Raw genomic sequence first — 17997 nt, 5'->3', positions numbered from 1 at the left:
GGCTCTTGGCCGGGTGCAGACTCTTGGCCGAGTGCGGACTCTTGGCCGAGCAGGGGCTGTTTCGGCCATCGTCCACGCGTTCCTGTCTCCCGCCTGTGCCGCCCGCTTTTCTTCATAGGCGCAGGTGGGAGACTGCTGCCATGACTGCTGAGCGCTCAGGAACCCCCGCCCTGCCGGGCGACCTCGTCGACGTCGACGAGCTGATCGACGCCTACTACACGAGGCGGCCCGACGTCACACGCCCCGAGCAGCGCGTCGTGTTCGGCACGAGCGGCCACCGCGGCTCCAGCCTCGACGGCGCCTTCAACGAGAGGCACATCGCCGCGATCACCCAGGCGATCGTCGAGCACCGCACCGCCGAGGGCATCACGGGCCCCCTCTTCATCGGCCCGGACACCCACGCCCTGTCCCGGCCCGCCCTCAAGACCGCCCTGGGTGTGCTCGCGGCACACGGGGTGCGGGTGCTGGCCGACGCGCACGAGGACTTCGTGCCGACGCCCGCGCTCAGCCACGCGATCCTGGCCTGGAACCGGGACAAGGCCGACGATGCCGCCGAGCGCGCCGACGGCATCGTCATCACGCCCAGCCACAACCCGCCCCGCGACGGCGGCTTCAAGTACAACCCGCCGCACGGCGGCCCCGCCGACTCCACCATGACCGCATGGATCGCGGACCGCGCCAACGAGCTGCTCGCGGACGCCAGTTGGGCGCCGCGCACGGCGGACACCGAGTCCTGGGAGCCGTACGACTTCCGTGAGCGCTACGTAGAGGACCTCGCGAACATCGTCGACATCGACGCCATCCGGGCGAGCGGTGTGCGCGTCGGCGCCGATCCGCTGGGCGGGGCGAGCGTGAACTACTGGGCGCGGATCGCCGAGATGTACGGGCTCGACCTGACCGTCGTGAACCCGCAGACCGACCCGACGTGGCGTTTCATGACGCTCGACTGGGACGGCAAGATCCGCATGGATCCGTCGTCCGCCCCCGCGATGGCCTCCGTCCTCGCGCGGCGCCACGACTTCGACCTGCTGACCGGCAACGACGCCGACGCCGACCGGCACGGCATCGTCACCCCGGACGCGGGCCTGATGAACCCGAACCACTACCTGGCCGTCGCCATCCACTACCTGTTCAGCCACCGGCCCCACTGGTCGGCGTCGGCGGCCATCGGCAAGACGCTCGTGTCGTCCGCCGTCATCGACCGGATCGCCGCCTCGCTCGGCCGCGAACTCGTCGAAGTACCCGTCGGGTTCAAGTGGTTCGTGCCCGGACTCGTCGACGGGTCCGTGGCCTTCGGCGGCGAGGAGAGCGCCGGGGCGAGCTTCGTCCGCACCGACGGCAGCGTGTGGACCACCGACAAGGACGGCATCCTGCTGGCCCTGCTCGCCGCCGAGATCACCGCCGTCACCGGGAAGACACCTTCGGTGTACTACGCCGAACTCGCCGCCGAGCACGGCGCGTCCGGCGCCGCGTACGCCCGCATCGACGCCAAGGCCACCAAGGAGCAGAAGGCCCGGCTCGCGCGGCTGACCGGCGACGCGATCACCGCCGACACCCTCGCGGGCGAGCCGATCACGGCCCGCCTCTCCGAGGCTCCGGGCAACGGCGCGGCCATCGGCGGCCTCAAGGTCACCACCGAGAACGCCTGGTTCGCGGCCCGGCCCAGCGGCACGGAGGACGTCTACAAGATCTACGCCGAGTCCTTCCACGGCGCCGAACACCTCGCCCAGGTGCAGAGCGAGGCGCAGGCGATCGTGGACGCGGCGCTCAGCTGACGGGGCGCGCCTCCGGGAGGCCGGGGATGTCGGCGACGCCGTCCAACACGTAGCTGTGCGGGTGGAGTTCGAGCTGCTCGCGGGTGAGCTGACCCGTGAGCACGCCGACCACGACACCCGCTCCCGCGTTGAACCCGGCTTCCATGTCGACGACGGTGTCCCCGGCCACGAGGACCTTCCGTACGTCGATGACCCCGGTCTTCTCCATCGCGCGCTGGATCATGTACGGGGCGGGGCGGCCGCGCGGCACCTCGTCGGAGGTGACGACCGCGTCGAGGTTGCCGCCCTCACCGGTGGACCAGCCGAGCGATTCGAGCAGGGGCAGTGCCACGTCGGCGCTGAAACCGGTGGTGAGGGCGACCTTGATGCCACTGGCCCGCAGTTGCTCAAGTGCCTTGTCGGCGTGGGCGATCGGCTGCGGGGGACGCTCCGCGTAGCTCTCGCGCAGGTACGTGCGGAAGGCCGCGTACTGCCGCTCGACCAGGTCCGCGTCGGGGGCGCCGCCGCCGATACGGACGAGCGCGGCGATGGCCTCGCGCTTGTCGGTGCCCATCCAGGTCTGCAGGTCGACCGGGTCGACGGTGACACCGGTGGCCTCGACGGCGTGCCGCAACGCTTCGTATACGGCACCGTGCTCGTCGATGGTGGTGCCTGCCATGTCGAAGACGGCGAGATCGATCACTGGACTTCCTTACGTGTGGTGCTGGTGCGGGTGCTGGTACTCGCACTGGTGCGGGTGCTGGTACTCGGACTGATGCGGGTGCTGGTAGTGGCGCTTGTCGTGTCGGGGGTGCCGCCGCGGGCCGCGACGGTGCGGCCGTCCATGGTGTTCTCGATGGTGAACGTGGCCATGGCCGGCAGATAGCGGTCGTCCGCGTACTCGACGGGCCTGCCGTCGCCCGTGTACGCCAACCTCCTTACGCGGAGCAGGGGTTGGCCTGGTTCGACGCCGAGGAGTTCGGCGTCCTGGGGGGACGCGGCGACCGCGTCGATGGTGTGTCGGGCGTGGTTCAGGTCGACGCCGCGCGAGGTGAGCGTGCCGTAGACGGAGCCCTCGTCGGGGTCGAACGCGAACAGGTGCGAGCCGACGTCGAGGACGAACGTGGACCGCTCGACCATCGCCGGCACGTCGTCGAGGCTGCGCAGCCGGACCAGGTCGACGGCGGGCGCGCCCTCGTCGAGGCCGAGGCGGGCGGCGGCCTCGGGGTGCGCGCCGCGCCTGGCCACCTCCACGGTGTGCTGGCCGGGGGTGCGCCCGATGGACTCGGCCCACTGCGTGAACGACATCAGCGACGCGAACGGCTGCGAGGGCGTGACCTTCCGGGCGACGGGCGGCTTGCCGCGCCCGCCGACCAGATGCCCGTCCGCCCGCAGCTGCGCGAGCGCCTGTCGTACGGGGCCGCGCGAGGTGCCGAACTCCTCGCAGAGCTGCGCCTCACTCGGCACGGGCACCCCTTCGGGCCACTCCCCCGCCTCGATGCGCCGCCGGAACTCGGCGCCGAGCCGCTGATGCAGCGGCCCACCCTCAGTGCTACTTGTCTTCACAACTTCAAGTCTCGCAGTCGGCCAACGATCAGCACAAGGAGAGTCTTGGCGCACAGCTGGTAAACAATCCGGAAACTTGTATAGACAGGTCTTGCGGGTGGCTTCCAGCGGTCCGCAGGCTGTCCCCATGAACAACGACACCGCATCAGCACCCTCCGCGCCCGCCACCCCTTCCACCTCTCCCCTGCCGTCCGGCCGCAGCGACCTCGTGGTGGTCGGCGCCGGCATCGTGGGCCTCGCCCACGCCTTCGAGGCGGTACGCCGCGGACTCAGCGTCACGGTGATCGAGCGCGACCGGCGGCCGGTGGGCGCCTCCGTGCGCAACTTCGGCCACTGCTGCATCACCGCCCAGCGCGGCGATCTCCTCGACCTCGCGCTGCGCTCGCGCTCCGGGTGGCTGGACGCCGCCAAGTCGGCCGGGATGTGGGCGCCGGAGGCGGGCGCGCTCGTGGTGGCCAGGTCGACGACCGAACTGGCGGTCCTGGAGGAGCTGCGGGAGGAGCGCGGCGCGGACGCGGTGCGGCTGCGCACGCGCGACGAGGTCGGCGATGCGCTCGGCCGCGCCCCCGAAGCCCGCGACGACCTCGTCGGCGGCGCCCTCCTCCCCGCCGACCTGCGCGTCAACCCGCGCGAAGCGGCCCCGCGGCTCGCCGACTGGCTGGCACGGCAGCCCGGCGTGACGTTCGCCTGGGGCACGAACGTGCTCGGCGCCGAATCCGGCACGGTGCACACCAGCCGCGGCCCGGTCCACGGCGACCGGATACTCCTCTGCGTCGGCCACGACCTGGACCGCCTCTACCCCGCGGAGGCCGAGGCGCACGGCATCGAACGCTGCCGCCTCTCGATGGCCCGGGTGACGGCGCCGGCCGCCTTCCGCACCGACTCGGCGGTGCTGACCGCGACCTCGATGCTCCGCTACGACGGCTTCACGGCCATGCCCTCCGCCGACCGACTCCGCTCCGAAGTCACGTCCCACAGCCCCGAGTTGCTGGACGTCGTCGCCAACGTGATGTTCACCCGCCTCCCCGACGGCACGGTCCTGGTCGGCGACTCGCACGCCTACGACACGACGGAGATCCCGTTCCAGGACGAGGCGACGACCGGACTCCTCCTCCGCGAGGCGGCCCGCGTCCTCGGCACCCCCACCGTCGAGGTCACCGAGCGCTGGCAGGGCGTCTACGCCAGCAGCCCCCGCGGCCCGCTCCTCGTACGCGAGGTGGCACCCGGCGTCCGTGCCCTGTCGGTGACGTCGGGAATCGGGATGACGCTGTCGTTCGGGCTCGCGGCGGCGACTTTCGACGGGTCACTGGCCGAGACCGCGGGCACTCGCGAGGATTGATCAATTCTTTGCCGTTGGCCGGATCGCTCTGGTCGCCTCAGGCAACTTAATTCACGAAGCCCACGCTGCCGGGGGTTTGCGAAGGGGACGGTTCCGTTTTTCGGCCCGCGCGGGGCTGAAATTGCTCGGTCCGCCATCTCCCGTGCGTTACGGGCGCATTGACCGGCCCCGCCGCGATGACACACGCTCGAAACATAGCTGCTGCGTACATCTTGTTTGCGGGAGGAAGCACATGTGTGGAATCACTGGCTGGGTCTCCTTCGACCGCGATCTGCGGACCTCGGCCGAAACGTTGGATGCGATGACCCGGACCATGGAGTGCCGTGGTCCGGACGATCGCGGCACCTGGATCGAGGGCCCCGCGGCGCTCGGTCACCGCAGGCTCGCCATCATCGACCTGCCGGGCGGCAGGCAGCCCATGGCCCTCGACACCGCGGAGGGCAAGATCGCGCTCGTGTACTCGGGAGAGACGTACAACTACACCGAGTTGCGCGAGCAACTGACCGCGCGTGGGCACAGGTTCACGACCGACTCGGACACCGAGGTCGTGCTGCGCGGCTACCTGGAGTGGGGCGAGCGGCTGCCGGAGCGGCTCAACGGCATGTACGCGTTCGCCATCTGGGACGGGCGCGTCGGCAAGCTGCTGATGATCCGCGACCGGATGGGCATCAAGCCCTTCTACTTCTACGAGACCCCGGACGGCGTCCTGTTCGGCTCCGAGCCCAAGGCGATCCTCGCCAACCCGCTCGCCACGCCGCGCGTGACGCTCGACGGGGTGCGTGAGCTCTTCACGTTCGTGAAGACTCCGGGGCACGCCGTGTGGGACGGCATGCACGAGGTCGAGCCGGGCACCGTCGTCACCGTCGACCGGAACGGGCTGCGCAAGCGTGCTTACTGGACGCTGGAGACGAAGCCGCACACCGACGACCGGGACGCCACCGTCGCCCACGTCCGCGAGCTGCTCGACGACATCGTGCGCCGCCAGCTCGTCTCGGACGTGCCGCGCTGCACCCTGCTCTCCGGCGGCCTCGACTCCTCGGCGATGACGGCGATCGCGGCCAAGCAGCTCGGCGGCCAGGGCGAGACGGTGCGCAGCTTCGCGGTCGACTTCCTCGGCCAGGCGGAGAACTTCGTCGCCGACGAGCTGCGCGGCACCCCCGACACCCCGTACGTGCACGATGTGGCGCGCGCCTCCGGCACCGACCACCAGGACATCGTGCTGGACTCGAACGCCCTCGCCGACCCCGAGGTGCGCGCCCGCGTGATCCGCGCCCGGGACATCCCGGCCGGCTTCGGCGACATGGACGCCTCGCTGTACCTGCTCTTCAAGGCGATCCGGGAGCACTCGACGGTCGCCCTGTCCGGCGAGTCCGCGGACGAGGTCTTCGGCGGCTACCGGCACTTCTTCGACGAGGAGTCGCGCAACGCGGACACGTTCCCCTGGCTGGTGCAGTTCGGGCAGCACTTCGGCGACGACTCCGACGTCCTCCGCTCCGACCTCGGCAAGCGCCTCGACATCCCCGGATACATCGCCGACAACTACGCGGGCGCGGTGGCCGGCATCCAACGCCTCGACGGCGAGAGCGACTTCGAGTACCGGATGCGCCGCATCTGCCACCTCCACCTGACCCGCTTCGTGCGCGTCCTGCTCGACCGCAAGGACCGGGCGAGCATGGCGGTGGGCCTGGAGGTTCGGGTGCCGTTCTGCGACCACCGGCTCGTCGAGTACGTCTACAACACGCCGTGGGCGCTGAAGTCCTTCGACGGCCGGGAGAAGTCCCTGCTGCGCGAGGCGACCGCGGACGTGCTGCCGACGTCGGTGTACGAGCGGGTCAAGAGCCCGTATCCGTCGACGCAGGACCCGAAGTACGCGGTCGCGCTCCAGGAGCACGCGAAGGACCTGCTGTCCCGGCCCTCGCACCGCGTCTTCGACCTGCTGGACCGCGAGCGCGTGGCCCAGGCCGCGCACCGCGAGACGCCGCAGATCACGCAGGCCTCGCGGCGCGGCCTTGAGCGCACTCTCGACCTGGCGCTCTGGCTGGACATGTACAACCCGGAGCTGGCGCTCGACTGAGCCGGAAACCCACTGGCCCCGACCGGGTCCTCGTGTCTAAGATCCCGGCCAGCATCGCGTGTCGGTCACCGGCCGGGTGAGACATGGAGGTGCCGGAGTTGCCTTCTGGAGGCAATCCACCATGGCAGTTCAGCTCAATCACACCATCGTTCACTCCCGCGACAAGCGGGAGTCCGCCGAGTTCCTCGCGCACATCCTGGGGCTCGAAGCGGGCGATGAATGGGGTCCGTTCATTCCGCTCGACCTGAGCAACGGCGTGACCCTGGACTTCGCGACCATCCCCGCCGAGTCCATCGTCACGCAGCACTACGCCTTCCTCATCACGGAGGCGGAGTTCGACGAGATCTTCCAGCGCATCAAGGACGCGGGGCTCACGTACTACGCCGATCCGCACCGCAAGCAGCCGGGCGAGATCAACCACAACGACGGCGGTCGTGGCGTGTACTTCATGGACCCCTCGAACCACGCGATGGAAGTGATCACCCGCCCCTACGGCAGCGGCGGCCAGTAGGGACGGGTTGCGTGGCCCCGGCCCCGGTCAGCTGTCCTGGAGCAGGCCGAACACGTTGCCGTCCGCGTCCTTCAGGGATGCGATCCGGCGGCCGGGGCCCACTTCCGTGACGTCCTGGACGACCTCGGCGCCCGAGTCGGCCAGGGACTTGACCATTCCCTGGATGTCGTCGACGGTCCAGTAGCCCACGGGGCCCGTCATGCCCTGCTGGTGCCCGTTCGGATTCAGTCCGAAGTGCTGTCCCGCCACGTCGTAGCCCACGTAGTACGCCTCGTCGGACGACGGTTCCACGCCGAGCAGCTTGGTGTAGACGGCCTTGGCGGCGTCGAGGTCGCGGACCGGGGTGATGATCGTGTGCTGGCCGGTGGTCATGGGGAACTCTCCTTCATTCGTTACGTGACTCTCACTGCTACGACACCCACCACCGCCGACATGTGACGGCTTCCGCGAAGAAACTTCTCCCCTCCCTCCGGCCGTCAGCCGAAGTTCGTCACATCCATGAAGAGGAACACCGTTCCGACGACGAACGCCGCGATACCGAGCGCCCCCAGGGCGAGCGCCGTCCGTCGTGCCGGGCGGCAGACCGCCTCGGCTTCCTCCTGCCGGACCGAAGCCCCGCACGGGAGCGCCGCAAGACCGTAGGTCACCAGTCCCGCGGTACCGACCGTGAGGCCGAGTCCGAGCCACGTCACACTCGCGGACATAAAGGACATGCGTCCGATTTTGCGCCCGCTCGTGGGATCCCGCTATTCAGACGGTGACCGTGCGCACACGGTCCGCGGGTGGCTCAGGCCTCCTCGTCCATGCCGGGCACGGGCGCGCCGGAGGGGAAGCCGGCCGCCGTGTAGGCGTCGTACAGCTCCTTCCAGGGCGGCGTCGCCCTCGTGTGCTCCTCGGTGAGCGGTTCGCCGCGGTCGGCGGCGTCGAGGGCGAGCAGGCAGACCTCCCAGCCCGCCGCGTTGCGCGCGGCGGCGTCCGCGCTCTCCAGCACGTTCGTGAGCGTCAGGTGGGTACCGCCGTCGCCGCGCTCCTCCAGGTCGTACTGCAGCTCGTCACCTCCCCACGTGAAGGCGAAGTGGCGCGGGGGCTCGGCCGTGACGACCGTGCCCACGGACTCCGGCATGTTCGGGTCGTCGAAGAAGCGGATCTGCGCGCCGGGGGTCAGTTCCCCGGCCTCGAACTTGGACGGGAACCAGTGCGCCAGGTCGACGGGGTCGGTCACGTACCGCCAGACCCGGTCGATCGGCCGGTCGAACGTGCGGGTGAACCGGACGCCGGGACGGCCGTCGTCCAGGGTGAGGTAGCTGCCGGTGGTGGTCGTCATGCCTGAGCCTTCCGTGCCGTCGCTGCTGTCTTTCCCACTCCGAAGCCTCTCACCGAGCACTGACAGTCGCCTCCGCCACGGTGGTGAGGGGCCGGTTCCTCGGGCAGGCTCGTGGCGACCGGATCGTGTCCGACCCCGGAGGGAGACCCACGTGCCCGGCAACGCCTCGTACGGCAAGAAGGCCTTCAAACGGTCCCGCAGTCACTTCGCCGACCGGATCACCGCCGACGGCCGCGACGGCTGGCCGGTGGAGGCGGGCCGGTACCGGCTCGTCGTCAGCCTGGCCTGTCCGTGGGCGAGTCGCGCGCTGGTGGTGCGGCGGCTGCTCGGCCTGGAGGACGCCCTGTCGCTCGCGGTCGCCGACCCGATCCAGGACGACCGCAGTTGGCGCTTCACCCTGGATCCGGACGGACGCGACCCGGTGCTCGGCATCCGGTATCTCAGCGAGGCGTACGACGCCCGGGAGACCGGGTATCCGGGCGGGGTCAGCGTGCCCGCGATCGTCGACGTGCCGTCCGGGAAGCTCGTCACGAACGACTTCCAGCAGCTGACGCTCGACCTGGAGACGGAGTGGACGGCGCTGCACCGGCCGGGGGCGCCCGACCTGTATCCGCAGGCGCTGCGCGAAGAGATCGACGAGGTGATGGACGGCGTCTACCGGGACGTGAACAACGGCGTGTACCGGGCCGGGTTCGCGAGCGAGCAGGGCGCGTACGAGGAGGCGTACGGGGATGTGTTCGCGCGGCTCGACACGGTGTCGCGGCGCCTCGCAGGGCAGCGGTATCTCGTCGGCGACACGATCACGGAGGCGGACGTCCGGCTCTTCACGACGCTGGTCCGCTTCGACGCCGTCTACCACGGTCACTTCAAGTGCAACCGCAACAAGCTGGCCGAGGACCCGGTCCTGTGGGCGTACGCGCGGGACCTGTTCCAGACGCCCGGGTTCGGCGACACGGTCGACTTCGACCACATCAAGCGGCACTACTACCAGGTGCACACCGGCATCAACCCGACGCGGATCGTGCCGCTCGGCCCCGATCCGTCGGGGTGGTGGGAGCCGCACGGCCGGGAGAAGCTCGGCGGGCGCCCCTTCGGGGAGGGGACGCCGCCGGCGTCTTTGTAGGCTCTGCTCATACGTCCCACCTGGTCACGGAGTCGCCATGTCCCGCCCGCACGTGTTGTTGTCCGCCGCCGTGTCGCTCGACGGATGCCTCGACGACACCGGTCCTGAGCGGCTGCTGCTGTCCGGGGCGGAGGATTTCGAGCGGGTGGACGCGGTGCGGGCGGCGAGCGACGCGGTCCTCGTCGGGGCGGGCACGCTGCGCGCGGACCGGCCACGGCTGCTGGTCAACTCCCCCGCGCGGCGCGCCAAGCGGGTCGACGACGGGCGGTCCGCGTACCCGTTGAAGGTGGCGGTCACCGCGTCGGGGGACCTGGATCCGGGTGACCCGTTCTGGACGACGGGCGGCGAACGGCTCGTCTACACCACGGAGTCGGGCCACGCGCTGGCGCGCACGCGCGTAGGTGGCGCGGCCGACGTGGTGGAGCTGGGGCAGCGGCTCGACTGGGCGGCGCTCCTCGACGACCTCGGGGCGCGCGGTGTGCGGCGGCTGCTCGTCGAGGGTGGCGCGCGCGTGCACACGCAGTTGCTGCAACTGGGCCTCGCCGATGAACTGCGGCTCGCCGTCGCCCCGTTGGTGGTCGGCGAGCCGGGCGCGCCGCGCCTGTTCGGTCCTGGCTCGTACCCGGGAGGGCCGCGCAGCCGGATGCGGGTGCTCGGGACGGAGCGGGTCGGGGACGTGATCGTGACGCGGTACGCGCCGACGGTGCCGGGGCCCGCCGCTCAGGCCACGGCGGCGGACCGGCACTGGCTGCGCCTCGCGTGTGAACTCGCCGCCGAGTGCCCGCCGTCGGAGACCGCGTTCAGCGTCGGAGCGGTGGTCGTCGCCGAGGACGGCACGGAGCTGGCGCGCGGCTACTCGCGGGAGGGCGGGGACCCGGTGGTGCACGCCGAGGAGGCCGCTCTCGCGAAGCTCGCCGGAGACGACCCGCGCCTGGCCGCGGCCACCGTCTACAGCAGCCTGGAACCGTGCGCCCGCCGCGCCTCGCGACCTAAGCCGTGCGCCCGGCTCATCGTCGACGCGGGCGTGCGGCGGGTGGTGACGGCGTGGCGGGAGCCGGACACGTTCGTGCCGGGCGCCGACGGGATCGGGGTCCTTGCACAGGCGGGTGTGGTCGTCGTGGAGGTGCCCGAACTAGCCGACGCGGCAGTGCTCCCGAACCGCCACCTCGTCGCCACGGGTACGTAGCCGGTACGCGCGCGTGCCGCCGAGCCGCACGACGACGACGGCCGCGAGGCCCAGGACGAGGCCGAGCGCGGTCCGCACGCCGAAGGGCTCGCCGAACATCAGCGCTCCCCATACGGCGGTCACCGGCGCCATGAGGAACATCAACGTGTTGACCTGTGTGAGGCCGTGGCGCCGCAGCACGATCCAGTAGAGACCGTAGCCGCCGAACGTCGACAGGCCGACCAGCCAGGCGATGGAGAGCCAGAAGGACGGCGCGGCGGGCGGCGCGGCCGCACCGGCGGCGAGGGCGAGGCCGGTGAAGACGACGGCGCTGGTGGCGCAGTGCACGGTCAGGGCGACCATCGGCTCGACCTTCGTGGCCGAACGGCTCTCTACGAAGGTGGCCGCGACCAGCGACAGCATGCCGAGGAACGGGACGCCGTACGCCCACCACGGCACGCCCGCGACGGCGCCCGCGTCGGCCGTGGTCACGACGACGACCCCGGCGAGCCCCAGGCACAGGCCGAGCCACTGCCGCGCGGTGACGTACTGGCGCAGCAGCGGTCCGGCGAGCGCGCCCGCGACGAGGGGCTGGGTGCCGTCGATGAGGGCGGTGGTGCCGCTGGAGACGCCGAGTTGGATGGCGTAGTAGACAGTCAGCAGGTAGCCGCTCTGCGAGAGGGCGCCGATGACGACCTGCCGGCCGATCGTCCGCGCTCCAAGGCCGCGCCACCGCTTTCTGCCGGCCGTCACCGCGACGGCGCCGAGGACGAGCGCCAGCGGCAGGAAGCGCCACATCAGTGTGGTCACGGCGCTCGCGTCGTCGGCGCCGAGCTTGGCTCCGATGAAGCCGGAGCTCCAGGTCAGGACGAATCCGAGGGACAAAAGGACGTTCATGGCGCGGCCACCGCCTCGCGTGATCGACTTCAGGGGGATGCGGGTATACAGATCTGTTTACCTGGCACCACTATACAGATCGGTCTAGTCTGGAGTCATGCGTACGACGACGAACTCCGCGATGACCTCCGCCCCGCCGGCCGCGCCGCCGACCGTCGACCCGTCCCGCCCCGACCTCACACCGGCCGCGAGAAAGGTCCTGGAGACCGCCTCACGGCTGTTCTACGAGCGCGGCATCCACGCCGTCGGCGTCGACCTGATCGCGGCGGAGGCGGGCGTCACGAAGAAGACGCTGTACGACCGCTTCGGTTCGAAGGAGCAGATCGTCGTCGACTATCTGGCGACCCGCGACGCCCGCTGGCGCGCCTATCTCGCCGAGCACCAGGAGAACGCCGAACGCTCCCCCACCGACCGCGTCCTGGCCGTCTTCGACGCCTCCGAGGAGTGGATGCGCGAGAACAGCGGCAAGGGCTGCAGCATGGTCAACGCGCACGCCGAGATCAGCGACCCCGCGCACCCCGCATACGCGGTGATCACGGGTCAGAAGCGGTGGATGCTGGACCTGTTCACCCGGCTCGCGCGGGACGTGGCGCCGGCTCCGGCACGGGAACTCGGGCGTTCGCTGATGCTGCTGCACGAGGGCGCGCTGGTCTCGGACGGCCTGGACGTGTTCCCGGACGCGTTCGGCCGGGCGCGCCGGATGGCCGCCTTCCTGCTGTCGGCGGCGAAGGACGCGGCGTGACGACCTGGGAGGCCGGGGCGCCGGGCGTGCTGCGACTGCCCTCCGGGCGCCTCGTACGGGGCAGGGGGGTGCGTGAGCCGCTCCCCGCCGGGCCCCCGCCGGCGTACGGCGTCTACTTGCTGGGCGGCGAACCGCCGCCCAGCGACTGGGAGTCGACGTGGCTGCGCTGGCCCGACTTCCGGCTGCCCAGCGACCGTGCACGCGCGCGTGCCGTGCTCACGGAGGCGTGGCGGCGCTGTGCAAACGAGCGGGTGGAGGTGGCGTGCGCGGGTGGACGCGGTCGTACGGGGACGGCGCTCGCGTGTCTGGCGGTGCTGGACGGCGTAGCGGCGGGTGAGGCGGTCGACTACGTACGTGCGCACTACGCGCGCGGGGCGGTTGAGACGCCGTGGCAGAAGCGGTACGTACGGCGCTTCGCATCTCGTTGAAAGTGGCGTGATCACGGCTCCCGGTGGCATTTCGTAGTCATGGGAAGGAGGCCGCCCCATGACGCCGAGGACCTCACTGCCCCGATGGGCCGCGCTGTTACCCCGCTGGACGAAGGCGGTGATCGCGCTCGCCGTGGTGCTCGCGGTCCTCTTCACCGGCCTGAGCCTGATGCACCGGCTGGACGACGTGTTCGGCACGGAGACGCACGACCGCTCGGGGCCCGCGCTGCTCAAGTCCGTACGGGATCTGAGCCGTTACGAAGCCGCGGCGGGGAACTACCAGGTGGTGGTCGACCTCGACAAGGACTCCAAGTACCTGCCGGACGCGATCCAGGGCACGCGCACGCTCTACGTAGGCGCGGGCACGGTGAACGCGTACGTGGACCTGGGGAAGGTCGGGCAGGACGACGTGCGGGTGAACCGGGACCGCACCTCCGCGACGCTGCGGCTGCCGCACGCCCGGCTCGCCGCGCCCACGCTCGACACCGACCGCTCGTACGCCGTGGCGAAGCAGCGGGGGCTGCTCGACCGTCTCGGCGACCTCTTCTCCGACAACCCGGGCGACGAGCGGGCGGTGCGCCAACTCGCCGCCCGGCACATCGGCGAGGCGGCCCGGGACAGCGGCCTCACGGGGCGCGCCGAGCGGAACACGACGGACATGATGCGCGGACTGCTGCGGTCGCTGGGGTTCCGGGAGGTCGACGTCTCGTACGGCACGTGAGCCCGCGGGTGCACCCGGTGGCTCAGTGCGCTCAGTGCGGCGTCATCAGGCGCAGGTGCAGTTCCTGTTCCTGGTCGCCGGAGGCGATCGTCGACTCGGTGAGGGTGAACGCCTTCGTCAGCGCGGCCCGCACCCGGTCGAGGGCCTCGTGGCCGCCTTGGATGTCCGCCGTGACGGGCGCGGACAGCGGCCTGGCCACGGAGGGCGCCGGGAGGGTCGCGGCGTCCAGCGTGGCGAGCCAGACCGTGGCGTCCTCCTCGGGGTGCTCGGTGGGTGTGCGGTCCGAGCGGAAGGCCGTGCACAGGACGCGCAGGACCGTCGCCGCGTCCTGAGGCGTGCAGTCGCTGAGGGCCACGCCCACCACTGTGGGGGCGAAGCCGTGGACGGGAGGCGTGTCGGTCATGGTGGCTGCTCCCTCTTCGTCGCCGCGTCGGCGGTGCTCGGTTGGTACGTCGCCGGTGTCCGGCCGGTCCGGGTACCGGCGAGGCGCCGGGCCAAACCCGACGTCAGGCGGTGCGTGTGCCGATGACGATCGTGGCGTACAGGTCGTCGTCCGCGACCACGCGCGCGTGCAGGCCCGCCGCGCGGACCGCCGCCCGCGCGGCGGCGGCCTGACGCTCGCTCGTCTCGACGAAGAGGTGCCCGCCGGGCGCGAGCCACTCGGGCGCCTCGTCGGCGACGCGGCGCAGCACGTCGAGGCCGTCCCGTCCGCCGTCGAGCGCGATGAGCCGCTCGTGCTCGCGGGCCTCCGGGGGCAGCAGCGGGACGTCGCCGGTGGGGACGTAGGGGCCGTTGGCTATGAGCGTGTCGACGCGGCCCTTGAGGTCTGCGGGCAGCGGCGCGTACAGGTCGCCCTCGTGGACCAGGCCGCCGAGCGGGTCGAGGTTGCGGCGGGCGCAGCGCGCGGCGGCGGGGTCCAGGTCGGCCGCGTGCAGCCGCGCCGGGCGGCGGTCGGCCAGGACGGCGGCGACGGCGCCCGTGCCGCAGCAGAGGTCGACGACGACGGCTCCGGGCGGGGTGTGGGCGAGGGCCTGGCGCGCGAGGAACTCGGTGCGGCGGCGCGGCACGAAGACGTTCGGGTCGACGGCGACCCGCAGCCCGCAGAACTCGGCCCAGCCGACGACGTGTTCCAGGGGCAGCCCGCTCGCGCGGCGCTCGACCAGGACGGCCAGTTCGGCGGTGTCACGGGCGGTGGACAGCAGGATCCGCGCCTCGTCCTCGGCGAAGACGCAGCCTGCGGCGCGCAGGGCCGCGACCACGGAGTCGGGATCGAGCGGGAGGGGGCAACGGGGCAACGGGGAAAGCGACATGAAGGGTGGGGCCTCTCGGGCTGCCGATGGGCTCTCCCGGTCGCCGGACGGCCGTGGCGTCGCTCAGTGCGGACGGACGGGGCGTACGGCGGGAGAAGGGAGCTCCCGACCTGACACAACGGTGATCGGACTCACCTCCTCGTTCCCTCGCGGTGCTGTTCGGACCGGCCACATTACCCCACCGAACACTCCGTACGACTGCCGTCGGCACGGGTCCGCGGGCCCGCGCGGCCAACCCTCTCGACCGCGGCCACATTCCCGGCATATCGTTGATTAAGCGGAGGACTCGGACACCTGGGGGTGTCGTCATGGTCCAGGAACTCACGATCGCGGGCGTGGCGCTGGTCTGTGTGTGCCTGCTGTACGCGGCGGCAGCGGCCCGCGTCGTGAAGCAGTACGAGCGTGGTGTCGTGTTCCGTCTGGGGCGGCTCGCCGGGAGTGTGCGGGAGCCGGGGCTCACGATGGTCGTGCCGGTGGTCGACCGGCTGCGCAAGGTGAACATGCAGATCGTGACGATGCCCGTGCCCGCCCAGGAGGGCATCACGCGGGACAACGTGACGGTGCGGGTCGACGCCGTCGTCTACTTCAAGGTCGTCGACGCGGCGAACGCGCTGGTCCAGGTCGAGGACTACCGGTTCGCGGTCTCCCAGATGGCACAGACCTCGCTGCGTTCCATCATCGGCAAGAGCGAGCTCGACGATCTGCTCTCCGACCGGGAGAAGCTCAACCAGGGCCTGGAGTTGATGATCGACAGCCCGGCCGTGGGCTGGGGTGTGCAGATCGACCGCGTCGAGATCAAGGACGTATCGCTGCCCGAGTCGATGAAGCGGTCGATGGCGCGGCAGGCCGAGGCCGACCGTGAGCGGCGGGCCCGGGTCATCAACGCCGACGCCGAGTTGCAGGCGTCGAAGAAGCTGTCCGAGGCGGCGAAGCAGATGTCGGACCAGCCGGCCGCCCTCCAACTGCGGCTGCTGCAGACCGTGGTGGCGGTCGCGGCGGAGAAGAACTCGACGCTGGTGCTGCCGTTCCCGGTCGAGCTGCTGCGCTTCCTGGAGCGCGCACAGCAGCAGGGCCCGCCCGCCTCCTGAACCTCAACTCCTGCGCAGCGCCCGGTCCGTCACGGTCAGCCCCACCAGGAGGACGCCGAGGACGACGGAGACGCCCGCCATGAGATGCAGGCCGCCGTCGCTCGCGCGCTGCCCGTAGGCGAGCGCGATGAGGCTCGACGCGGTGATGGCGCCGATGTACTGGGCGGTGCGCTGCAGCCCGGCCGCCGAGCCGATTTCGGCTGCCGGCGCGTACTCCTGGACGGCCGCCTGGTTGCACGTGCCGACGAACCCCTGCGGAATGCCGAAGCACGCGCCCGCCACGAGCAGCAGCACCAGCGGCGTGTCCCCGTCGAGGAAGGCCAGCAGCCCCGCGCCCGAGGTGAGCAGCACGCCCGCGACGACGAGCGGCGCGCGAATGCCCTTCGTACGGGCTCCGAGCAGCGAACACACCATCGCCGCGAGCGACATGGGGAGCATCAGCAGCCCGGTGTACCCGGACGAATAGCCGCGCCCCTCCTCCAGCCACTGGGTGAAGCCGTACATGACGCAGTAGATGAGCAGATAGCTCAGTCCGTGGCGGAGGTAGGTACGGGCGAGCGGTCCGTTCCCGGCGAGCATGCGGACGTCGATGAACGGGGCCCTGGCCCGCAACTGCCACCACACGAGCGCGCCGGTGAGCACCACGAAGGGCGCGAGCAGCCACCACATGGGGTCGGACAGGTCGAGGAGGAAGAAGACCAGAACCGTCAGGGCGGTGGTGAACAGGCCGATGCCGAGGGGGTCGAGGGCGGCGCGCGGCGCCGGTTCGCCGTCCTGGACGCGCGGCGGGTCGCGCGGGATCCACAGCACGGCGAGGGCGAACGCGATCGCCGCCACGGGCACGTTGACCGCGAAGATGCCGCGCCAGCCGACGAGCATGACGAGCACTCCGCCGAGCGTCGGCCCGACGGCCGCGCTGCCGAGCGCGGCGAAGGACAGCCGCCCCATGACGGTGCGCGGCGGGCGGCGGCCCACCCGGCGGCCCTCGTCGCGCAGCACGGCCATCGCGGCCGGGTAGGCGGCGGAGGTGCCGATGCCGAGGAGCAGCCGGGAGACGATGAGCCACCCGAAGGCGGGGGCCACGGCTCCGACGATCCCGGAGGCACACACGACGACGAGCCCGACGAGGAACACCCGGCGCGGGCCGAGCGTGTCGGCGAGCTTGCCGAGCACGGGCTGGGCGACGGCGCTCGCGAGGTAGAGGACGGAGATCAGCCAGGCCGTGTCGGCCGCGCCGATCCCGAAGTCGTGCCCGATCGCCACCAGGGCGGTGGAGATCATCGTGGTGTTGAGCGGGTTGAGCACCGAGCCGAGGAGCAGCGGAGCGGTGAGCCGGGCCCGGAAGCCCTGCTCCCGGGTGTCCGCCGCCGCCTGCGCGGGAACCCGTCCGCCGCCGGTGGCGACCGCCGGGTCCCCCACGCCCTCGGTCACTTGCGCACCAGCCGTTCGAGGAGCGCGGTCGCCTCTGCGATGGTGCGCCGCTCGTCGTCGCCGAGCTCGTCGGTGAGCGCCTGGGTGAGCCAGCCGTGCTTGGCCGCGCGGACGGAGTCGAGGGTGGCGCGGCCGCTGTCGGTGATCGACACGACGGACTGCCGCCCGTCGTTCGGGTCCGGCGCGCGGGACACGAAGCCCTGCTCCTCAAGGGCACCGAGCGTGAGCCGCATGGACTGCGGGCGCACGTACTCGGAGCGGGCGAGCGCGGCCGTGGTGGCGGGGCCCTCCCCTTCGAGGCGGGCGAGGACGGTGCGCTGGGTGGGGGTGAGCAGGCTGTCCGGCGACGCGGTGCGCAGCCGGCGCGAGAGCCGGCCGACGACGGTGGCGAGATCGGCGGCGATCCGCTCGGTGGGCGGCTCGCCGCCCGAACCCTCGCCCCCTGTGGCTGACTGCGTTCCTGGCACACCGGTTCCTGACATGCCGCCACCGTACGAGTTAGACAGGAAGCCTTGCAAGTTACC

General features: G+C 71.5%; 20 protein-coding genes. 10 read left to right on the top strand and 10 right to left on the bottom strand.

Annotation, left to right across the window (positions count from 1 at the left end; all coding sequences use genetic code 11):
• The first annotated feature begins 140 nt into the window (after positions 1–140).
• Positions 141–1775: a phosphoglucomutase (alpha-D-glucose-1,6-bisphosphate-dependent) gene (gene pgm / locus RBJ65_RS38870; protein ID WP_306323153.1), complete on the top strand. Its 1635-nt coding sequence runs from the start codon at positions 141–143 to the stop codon at positions 1773–1775.
• On the opposite strand, the gene RBJ65_RS38865 is transcribed toward pgm, so the two are convergent.
• Together RBJ65_RS38865 and RBJ65_RS38860 are read right to left on the bottom strand one after the other, a co-directional pair.
• Positions 1768–2457 (bottom strand): phosphonatase-like hydrolase, encoded by a 690-nt coding sequence (locus RBJ65_RS38865; RefSeq protein ID WP_306323154.1) that lies wholly within the window; start codon positions 2455–2457, stop codon positions 1768–1770. The genes pgm and RBJ65_RS38865 overlap by 8 nt on opposite strands.
• Positions 2454–3320, bottom strand: coding sequence for a GntR family transcriptional regulator (locus RBJ65_RS38860; RefSeq protein ID WP_306323155.1), 867 nt, complete (start codon positions 3318–3320; stop codon positions 2454–2456). Before RBJ65_RS38860 ends, RBJ65_RS38865 begins: the two co-directional genes overlap by 4 nt.
• Before the next feature lie 127 nt (positions 3321–3447).
• Here RBJ65_RS38860 and RBJ65_RS38855 point away from each other — a divergent pair, with 127 nt between their 5' ends.
• From RBJ65_RS38855 to RBJ65_RS38845, 3 genes are all read left to right on the top strand, one after another.
• Entirely contained in the window at positions 3448–4659 is a 1212-nt protein-coding gene (locus tag RBJ65_RS38855; protein ID WP_306323156.1) for a TIGR03364 family FAD-dependent oxidoreductase, read from the top strand.
• 232 nt (positions 4660–4891) lie between these two features.
• The gene (asnB, locus tag RBJ65_RS38850) at positions 4892–6733 is read left to right on the top strand and encodes an asparagine synthase (glutamine-hydrolyzing) (RefSeq protein ID WP_306323157.1); all 1842 of its coding nucleotides are present in this window, start codon (positions 4892–4894) and stop codon (positions 6731–6733) included.
• Positions 6734–6854: 121 nt separating this feature from the next.
• The gene (locus RBJ65_RS38845) at positions 6855–7244 is read left to right on the top strand and encodes a VOC family protein (RefSeq protein ID WP_306323158.1); all 390 of its coding nucleotides are present in this window, start codon (positions 6855–6857) and stop codon (positions 7242–7244) included.
• 27 nt (positions 7245–7271) lie between these two features.
• Here the strand turns inward: RBJ65_RS38845 and RBJ65_RS38840 are convergent, their stop codons facing one another.
• The 3 genes from RBJ65_RS38840 to RBJ65_RS38830 form a co-directional block, all read right to left on the bottom strand.
• Entirely contained in the window at positions 7272–7616 is a 345-nt protein-coding gene (locus RBJ65_RS38840) for a VOC family protein (RefSeq protein ID WP_306323159.1), read from the bottom strand.
• Positions 7617–7720: 104 nt separating this feature from the next.
• Complete coding sequence (locus RBJ65_RS38835) at positions 7721–7957, bottom strand: hypothetical protein (RefSeq protein ID WP_306323160.1); 237 nt, start codon at positions 7955–7957, stop codon at positions 7721–7723.
• Between the two features lie 74 nt (positions 7958–8031).
• Positions 8032–8568, bottom strand: coding sequence for an SRPBCC domain-containing protein (locus RBJ65_RS38830; protein WP_306323161.1), 537 nt, complete (start codon positions 8566–8568; stop codon positions 8032–8034).
• 151 nt (positions 8569–8719) lie between these two features.
• Here RBJ65_RS38830 and RBJ65_RS38825 point away from each other — a divergent pair, with 151 nt between their 5' ends.
• Positions 8720–9691, top strand: coding sequence for a glutathione S-transferase family protein (locus RBJ65_RS38825; RefSeq protein ID WP_306323162.1), 972 nt, complete (start codon positions 8720–8722; stop codon positions 9689–9691).
• Between the two features lie 37 nt (positions 9692–9728).
• Complete coding sequence (locus RBJ65_RS38820; RefSeq protein ID WP_306323163.1) at positions 9729–10877, top strand: dihydrofolate reductase family protein; 1149 nt, start codon at positions 9729–9731, stop codon at positions 10875–10877.
• On the opposite strand, the gene RBJ65_RS38815 is transcribed toward RBJ65_RS38820, so the two are convergent.
• Positions 10824–11753 carry a DMT family transporter gene (locus RBJ65_RS38815; protein WP_306323164.1) on the bottom strand — a complete coding sequence of 310 codons (930 nt, stop codon included), beginning with the start codon at positions 11751–11753 and terminating at the stop codon, positions 10824–10826. The genes RBJ65_RS38820 and RBJ65_RS38815 overlap by 54 nt on opposite strands.
• A gap of 121 nt (positions 11754–11874) precedes the next feature.
• Here RBJ65_RS38815 and RBJ65_RS38810 point away from each other — a divergent pair, with 121 nt between their 5' ends.
• From RBJ65_RS38810 to RBJ65_RS38800, 3 genes are read left to right on the top strand one after another with little or no spacing between them, the layout of a single operon-like run.
• On the top strand, positions 11875–12495 hold the full coding sequence (locus RBJ65_RS38810; RefSeq protein ID WP_306323227.1) for a TetR/AcrR family transcriptional regulator: 621 nt from the start codon (positions 11875–11877) through the stop codon (positions 12493–12495).
• Positions 12492–12923: a protein-tyrosine phosphatase family protein gene (locus RBJ65_RS38805; protein ID WP_306323165.1), complete on the top strand. Its 432-nt coding sequence runs from the start codon at positions 12492–12494 to the stop codon at positions 12921–12923. The genes RBJ65_RS38810 and RBJ65_RS38805 overlap by 4 nt, the downstream gene beginning before the upstream one ends.
• 58 nt (positions 12924–12981) lie before the next feature.
• Positions 12982–13644, top strand: a complete 663-nt coding sequence (locus tag RBJ65_RS38800; protein ID WP_306323166.1) for a DUF4230 domain-containing protein — start codon at positions 12982–12984, stop codon at positions 13642–13644.
• Positions 13645–13675: 31 nt separating this feature from the next.
• On the opposite strand, the gene RBJ65_RS38795 is transcribed toward RBJ65_RS38800, so the two are convergent.
• Both RBJ65_RS38795 and RBJ65_RS38790 read right to left on the bottom strand, forming a co-directional pair.
• The gene (locus tag RBJ65_RS38795) at positions 13676–14047 is read right to left on the bottom strand and encodes a hypothetical protein (RefSeq protein WP_306323167.1); all 372 of its coding nucleotides are present in this window, start codon (positions 14045–14047) and stop codon (positions 13676–13678) included.
• 103 nt (positions 14048–14150) lie between these two features.
• Positions 14151–14954, bottom strand: a complete 804-nt coding sequence (locus RBJ65_RS38790) for a putative protein N(5)-glutamine methyltransferase (protein WP_306323168.1) — start codon at positions 14952–14954, stop codon at positions 14151–14153.
• 308 nt (positions 14955–15262) lie between these two features.
• On the opposite strand from RBJ65_RS38790, the gene RBJ65_RS38785 reads away from it, so the two are divergent.
• Positions 15263–16042: a slipin family protein gene (locus tag RBJ65_RS38785; protein ID WP_306323169.1), complete on the top strand. Its 780-nt coding sequence runs from the start codon at positions 15263–15265 to the stop codon at positions 16040–16042.
• Positions 16043–16045: 3 nt separating this feature from the next.
• Here RBJ65_RS38785 and RBJ65_RS38780 read toward each other — a convergent pair whose 3' ends face one another.
• Entirely contained in the window at positions 16046–17473 is a 1428-nt protein-coding gene (locus RBJ65_RS38780) for an MFS transporter (protein WP_372341435.1), read from the bottom strand.
• Positions 17470–17955, bottom strand: coding sequence for a MarR family winged helix-turn-helix transcriptional regulator (locus RBJ65_RS38775; RefSeq protein ID WP_306323170.1), 486 nt, complete (start codon positions 17953–17955; stop codon positions 17470–17472). The genes RBJ65_RS38780 and RBJ65_RS38775 overlap by 4 nt, the downstream gene beginning before the upstream one ends.
• Positions 17956–17997: the final 42 nt, after the last annotated feature.

This window comes from Streptomyces sp. KL109B (genome assembly GCF_030766935.1).
In the GTDB taxonomy this organism is placed as follows: Bacteria; Actinomycetota; Actinomycetes; order Streptomycetales; family Streptomycetaceae; genus Streptomyces.
The sequence above is the reverse complement of the archived record's forward strand: the minus strand, read 5'-3'. Positions and strand labels throughout refer to the sequence as shown.

Excerpts from the sequence above, each read along its gene's own strand:
- RBJ65_RS38775 (WP_306323170.1), bottom strand. The coding sequence starts at position 17,955 with ATGTCAGGAACCGGTGTGCCAGGAACGCAGTCAGCCACAGGGGGCGAG.
- RBJ65_RS38845 (WP_306323158.1), top strand. The coding sequence starts at position 6,855 with ATGGCAGTTCAGCTCAATCACACCATCGTTCACTCCCGCGACAAGCGG.
- RBJ65_RS38840 (WP_306323159.1), bottom strand. The coding sequence starts at position 7,616 with ATGACCACCGGCCAGCACACGATCATCACCCCGGTCCGCGACCTCGAC.
- RBJ65_RS38800 (WP_306323166.1), top strand. The coding sequence starts at position 12,982 with ATGACGCCGAGGACCTCACTGCCCCGATGGGCCGCGCTGTTACCCCGC.
- RBJ65_RS38790 (WP_306323168.1), bottom strand. The coding sequence starts at position 14,954 with ATGTCGCTTTCCCCGTTGCCCCGTTGCCCCCTCCCGCTCGATCCCGAC.
- RBJ65_RS38815 (WP_306323164.1), bottom strand. The coding sequence starts at position 11,753 with ATGAACGTCCTTTTGTCCCTCGGATTCGTCCTGACCTGGAGCTCCGGC.
- RBJ65_RS38810 (WP_306323227.1), top strand. The coding sequence starts at position 11,875 with ATGACCTCCGCCCCGCCGGCCGCGCCGCCGACCGTCGACCCGTCCCGC.
- RBJ65_RS38835 (WP_306323160.1), bottom strand. The coding sequence starts at position 7,957 with ATGTCCTTTATGTCCGCGAGTGTGACGTGGCTCGGACTCGGCCTCACG.
- asnB (WP_306323157.1), top strand. The coding sequence starts at position 4,892 with ATGTGTGGAATCACTGGCTGGGTCTCCTTCGACCGCGATCTGCGGACC.
- RBJ65_RS38820 (WP_306323163.1), top strand. The coding sequence starts at position 9,729 with ATGTCCCGCCCGCACGTGTTGTTGTCCGCCGCCGTGTCGCTCGACGGA.
- pgm (WP_306323153.1), top strand. The coding sequence starts at position 141 with ATGACTGCTGAGCGCTCAGGAACCCCCGCCCTGCCGGGCGACCTCGTC.
- RBJ65_RS38795 (WP_306323167.1), bottom strand. The coding sequence starts at position 14,047 with ATGACCGACACGCCTCCCGTCCACGGCTTCGCCCCCACAGTGGTGGGC.
- RBJ65_RS38830 (WP_306323161.1), bottom strand. The coding sequence starts at position 8,568 with ATGACGACCACCACCGGCAGCTACCTCACCCTGGACGACGGCCGTCCC.
- RBJ65_RS38855 (WP_306323156.1), top strand. The coding sequence starts at position 3,448 with ATGAACAACGACACCGCATCAGCACCCTCCGCGCCCGCCACCCCTTCC.
- RBJ65_RS38785 (WP_306323169.1), top strand. The coding sequence starts at position 15,263 with ATGGTCCAGGAACTCACGATCGCGGGCGTGGCGCTGGTCTGTGTGTGC.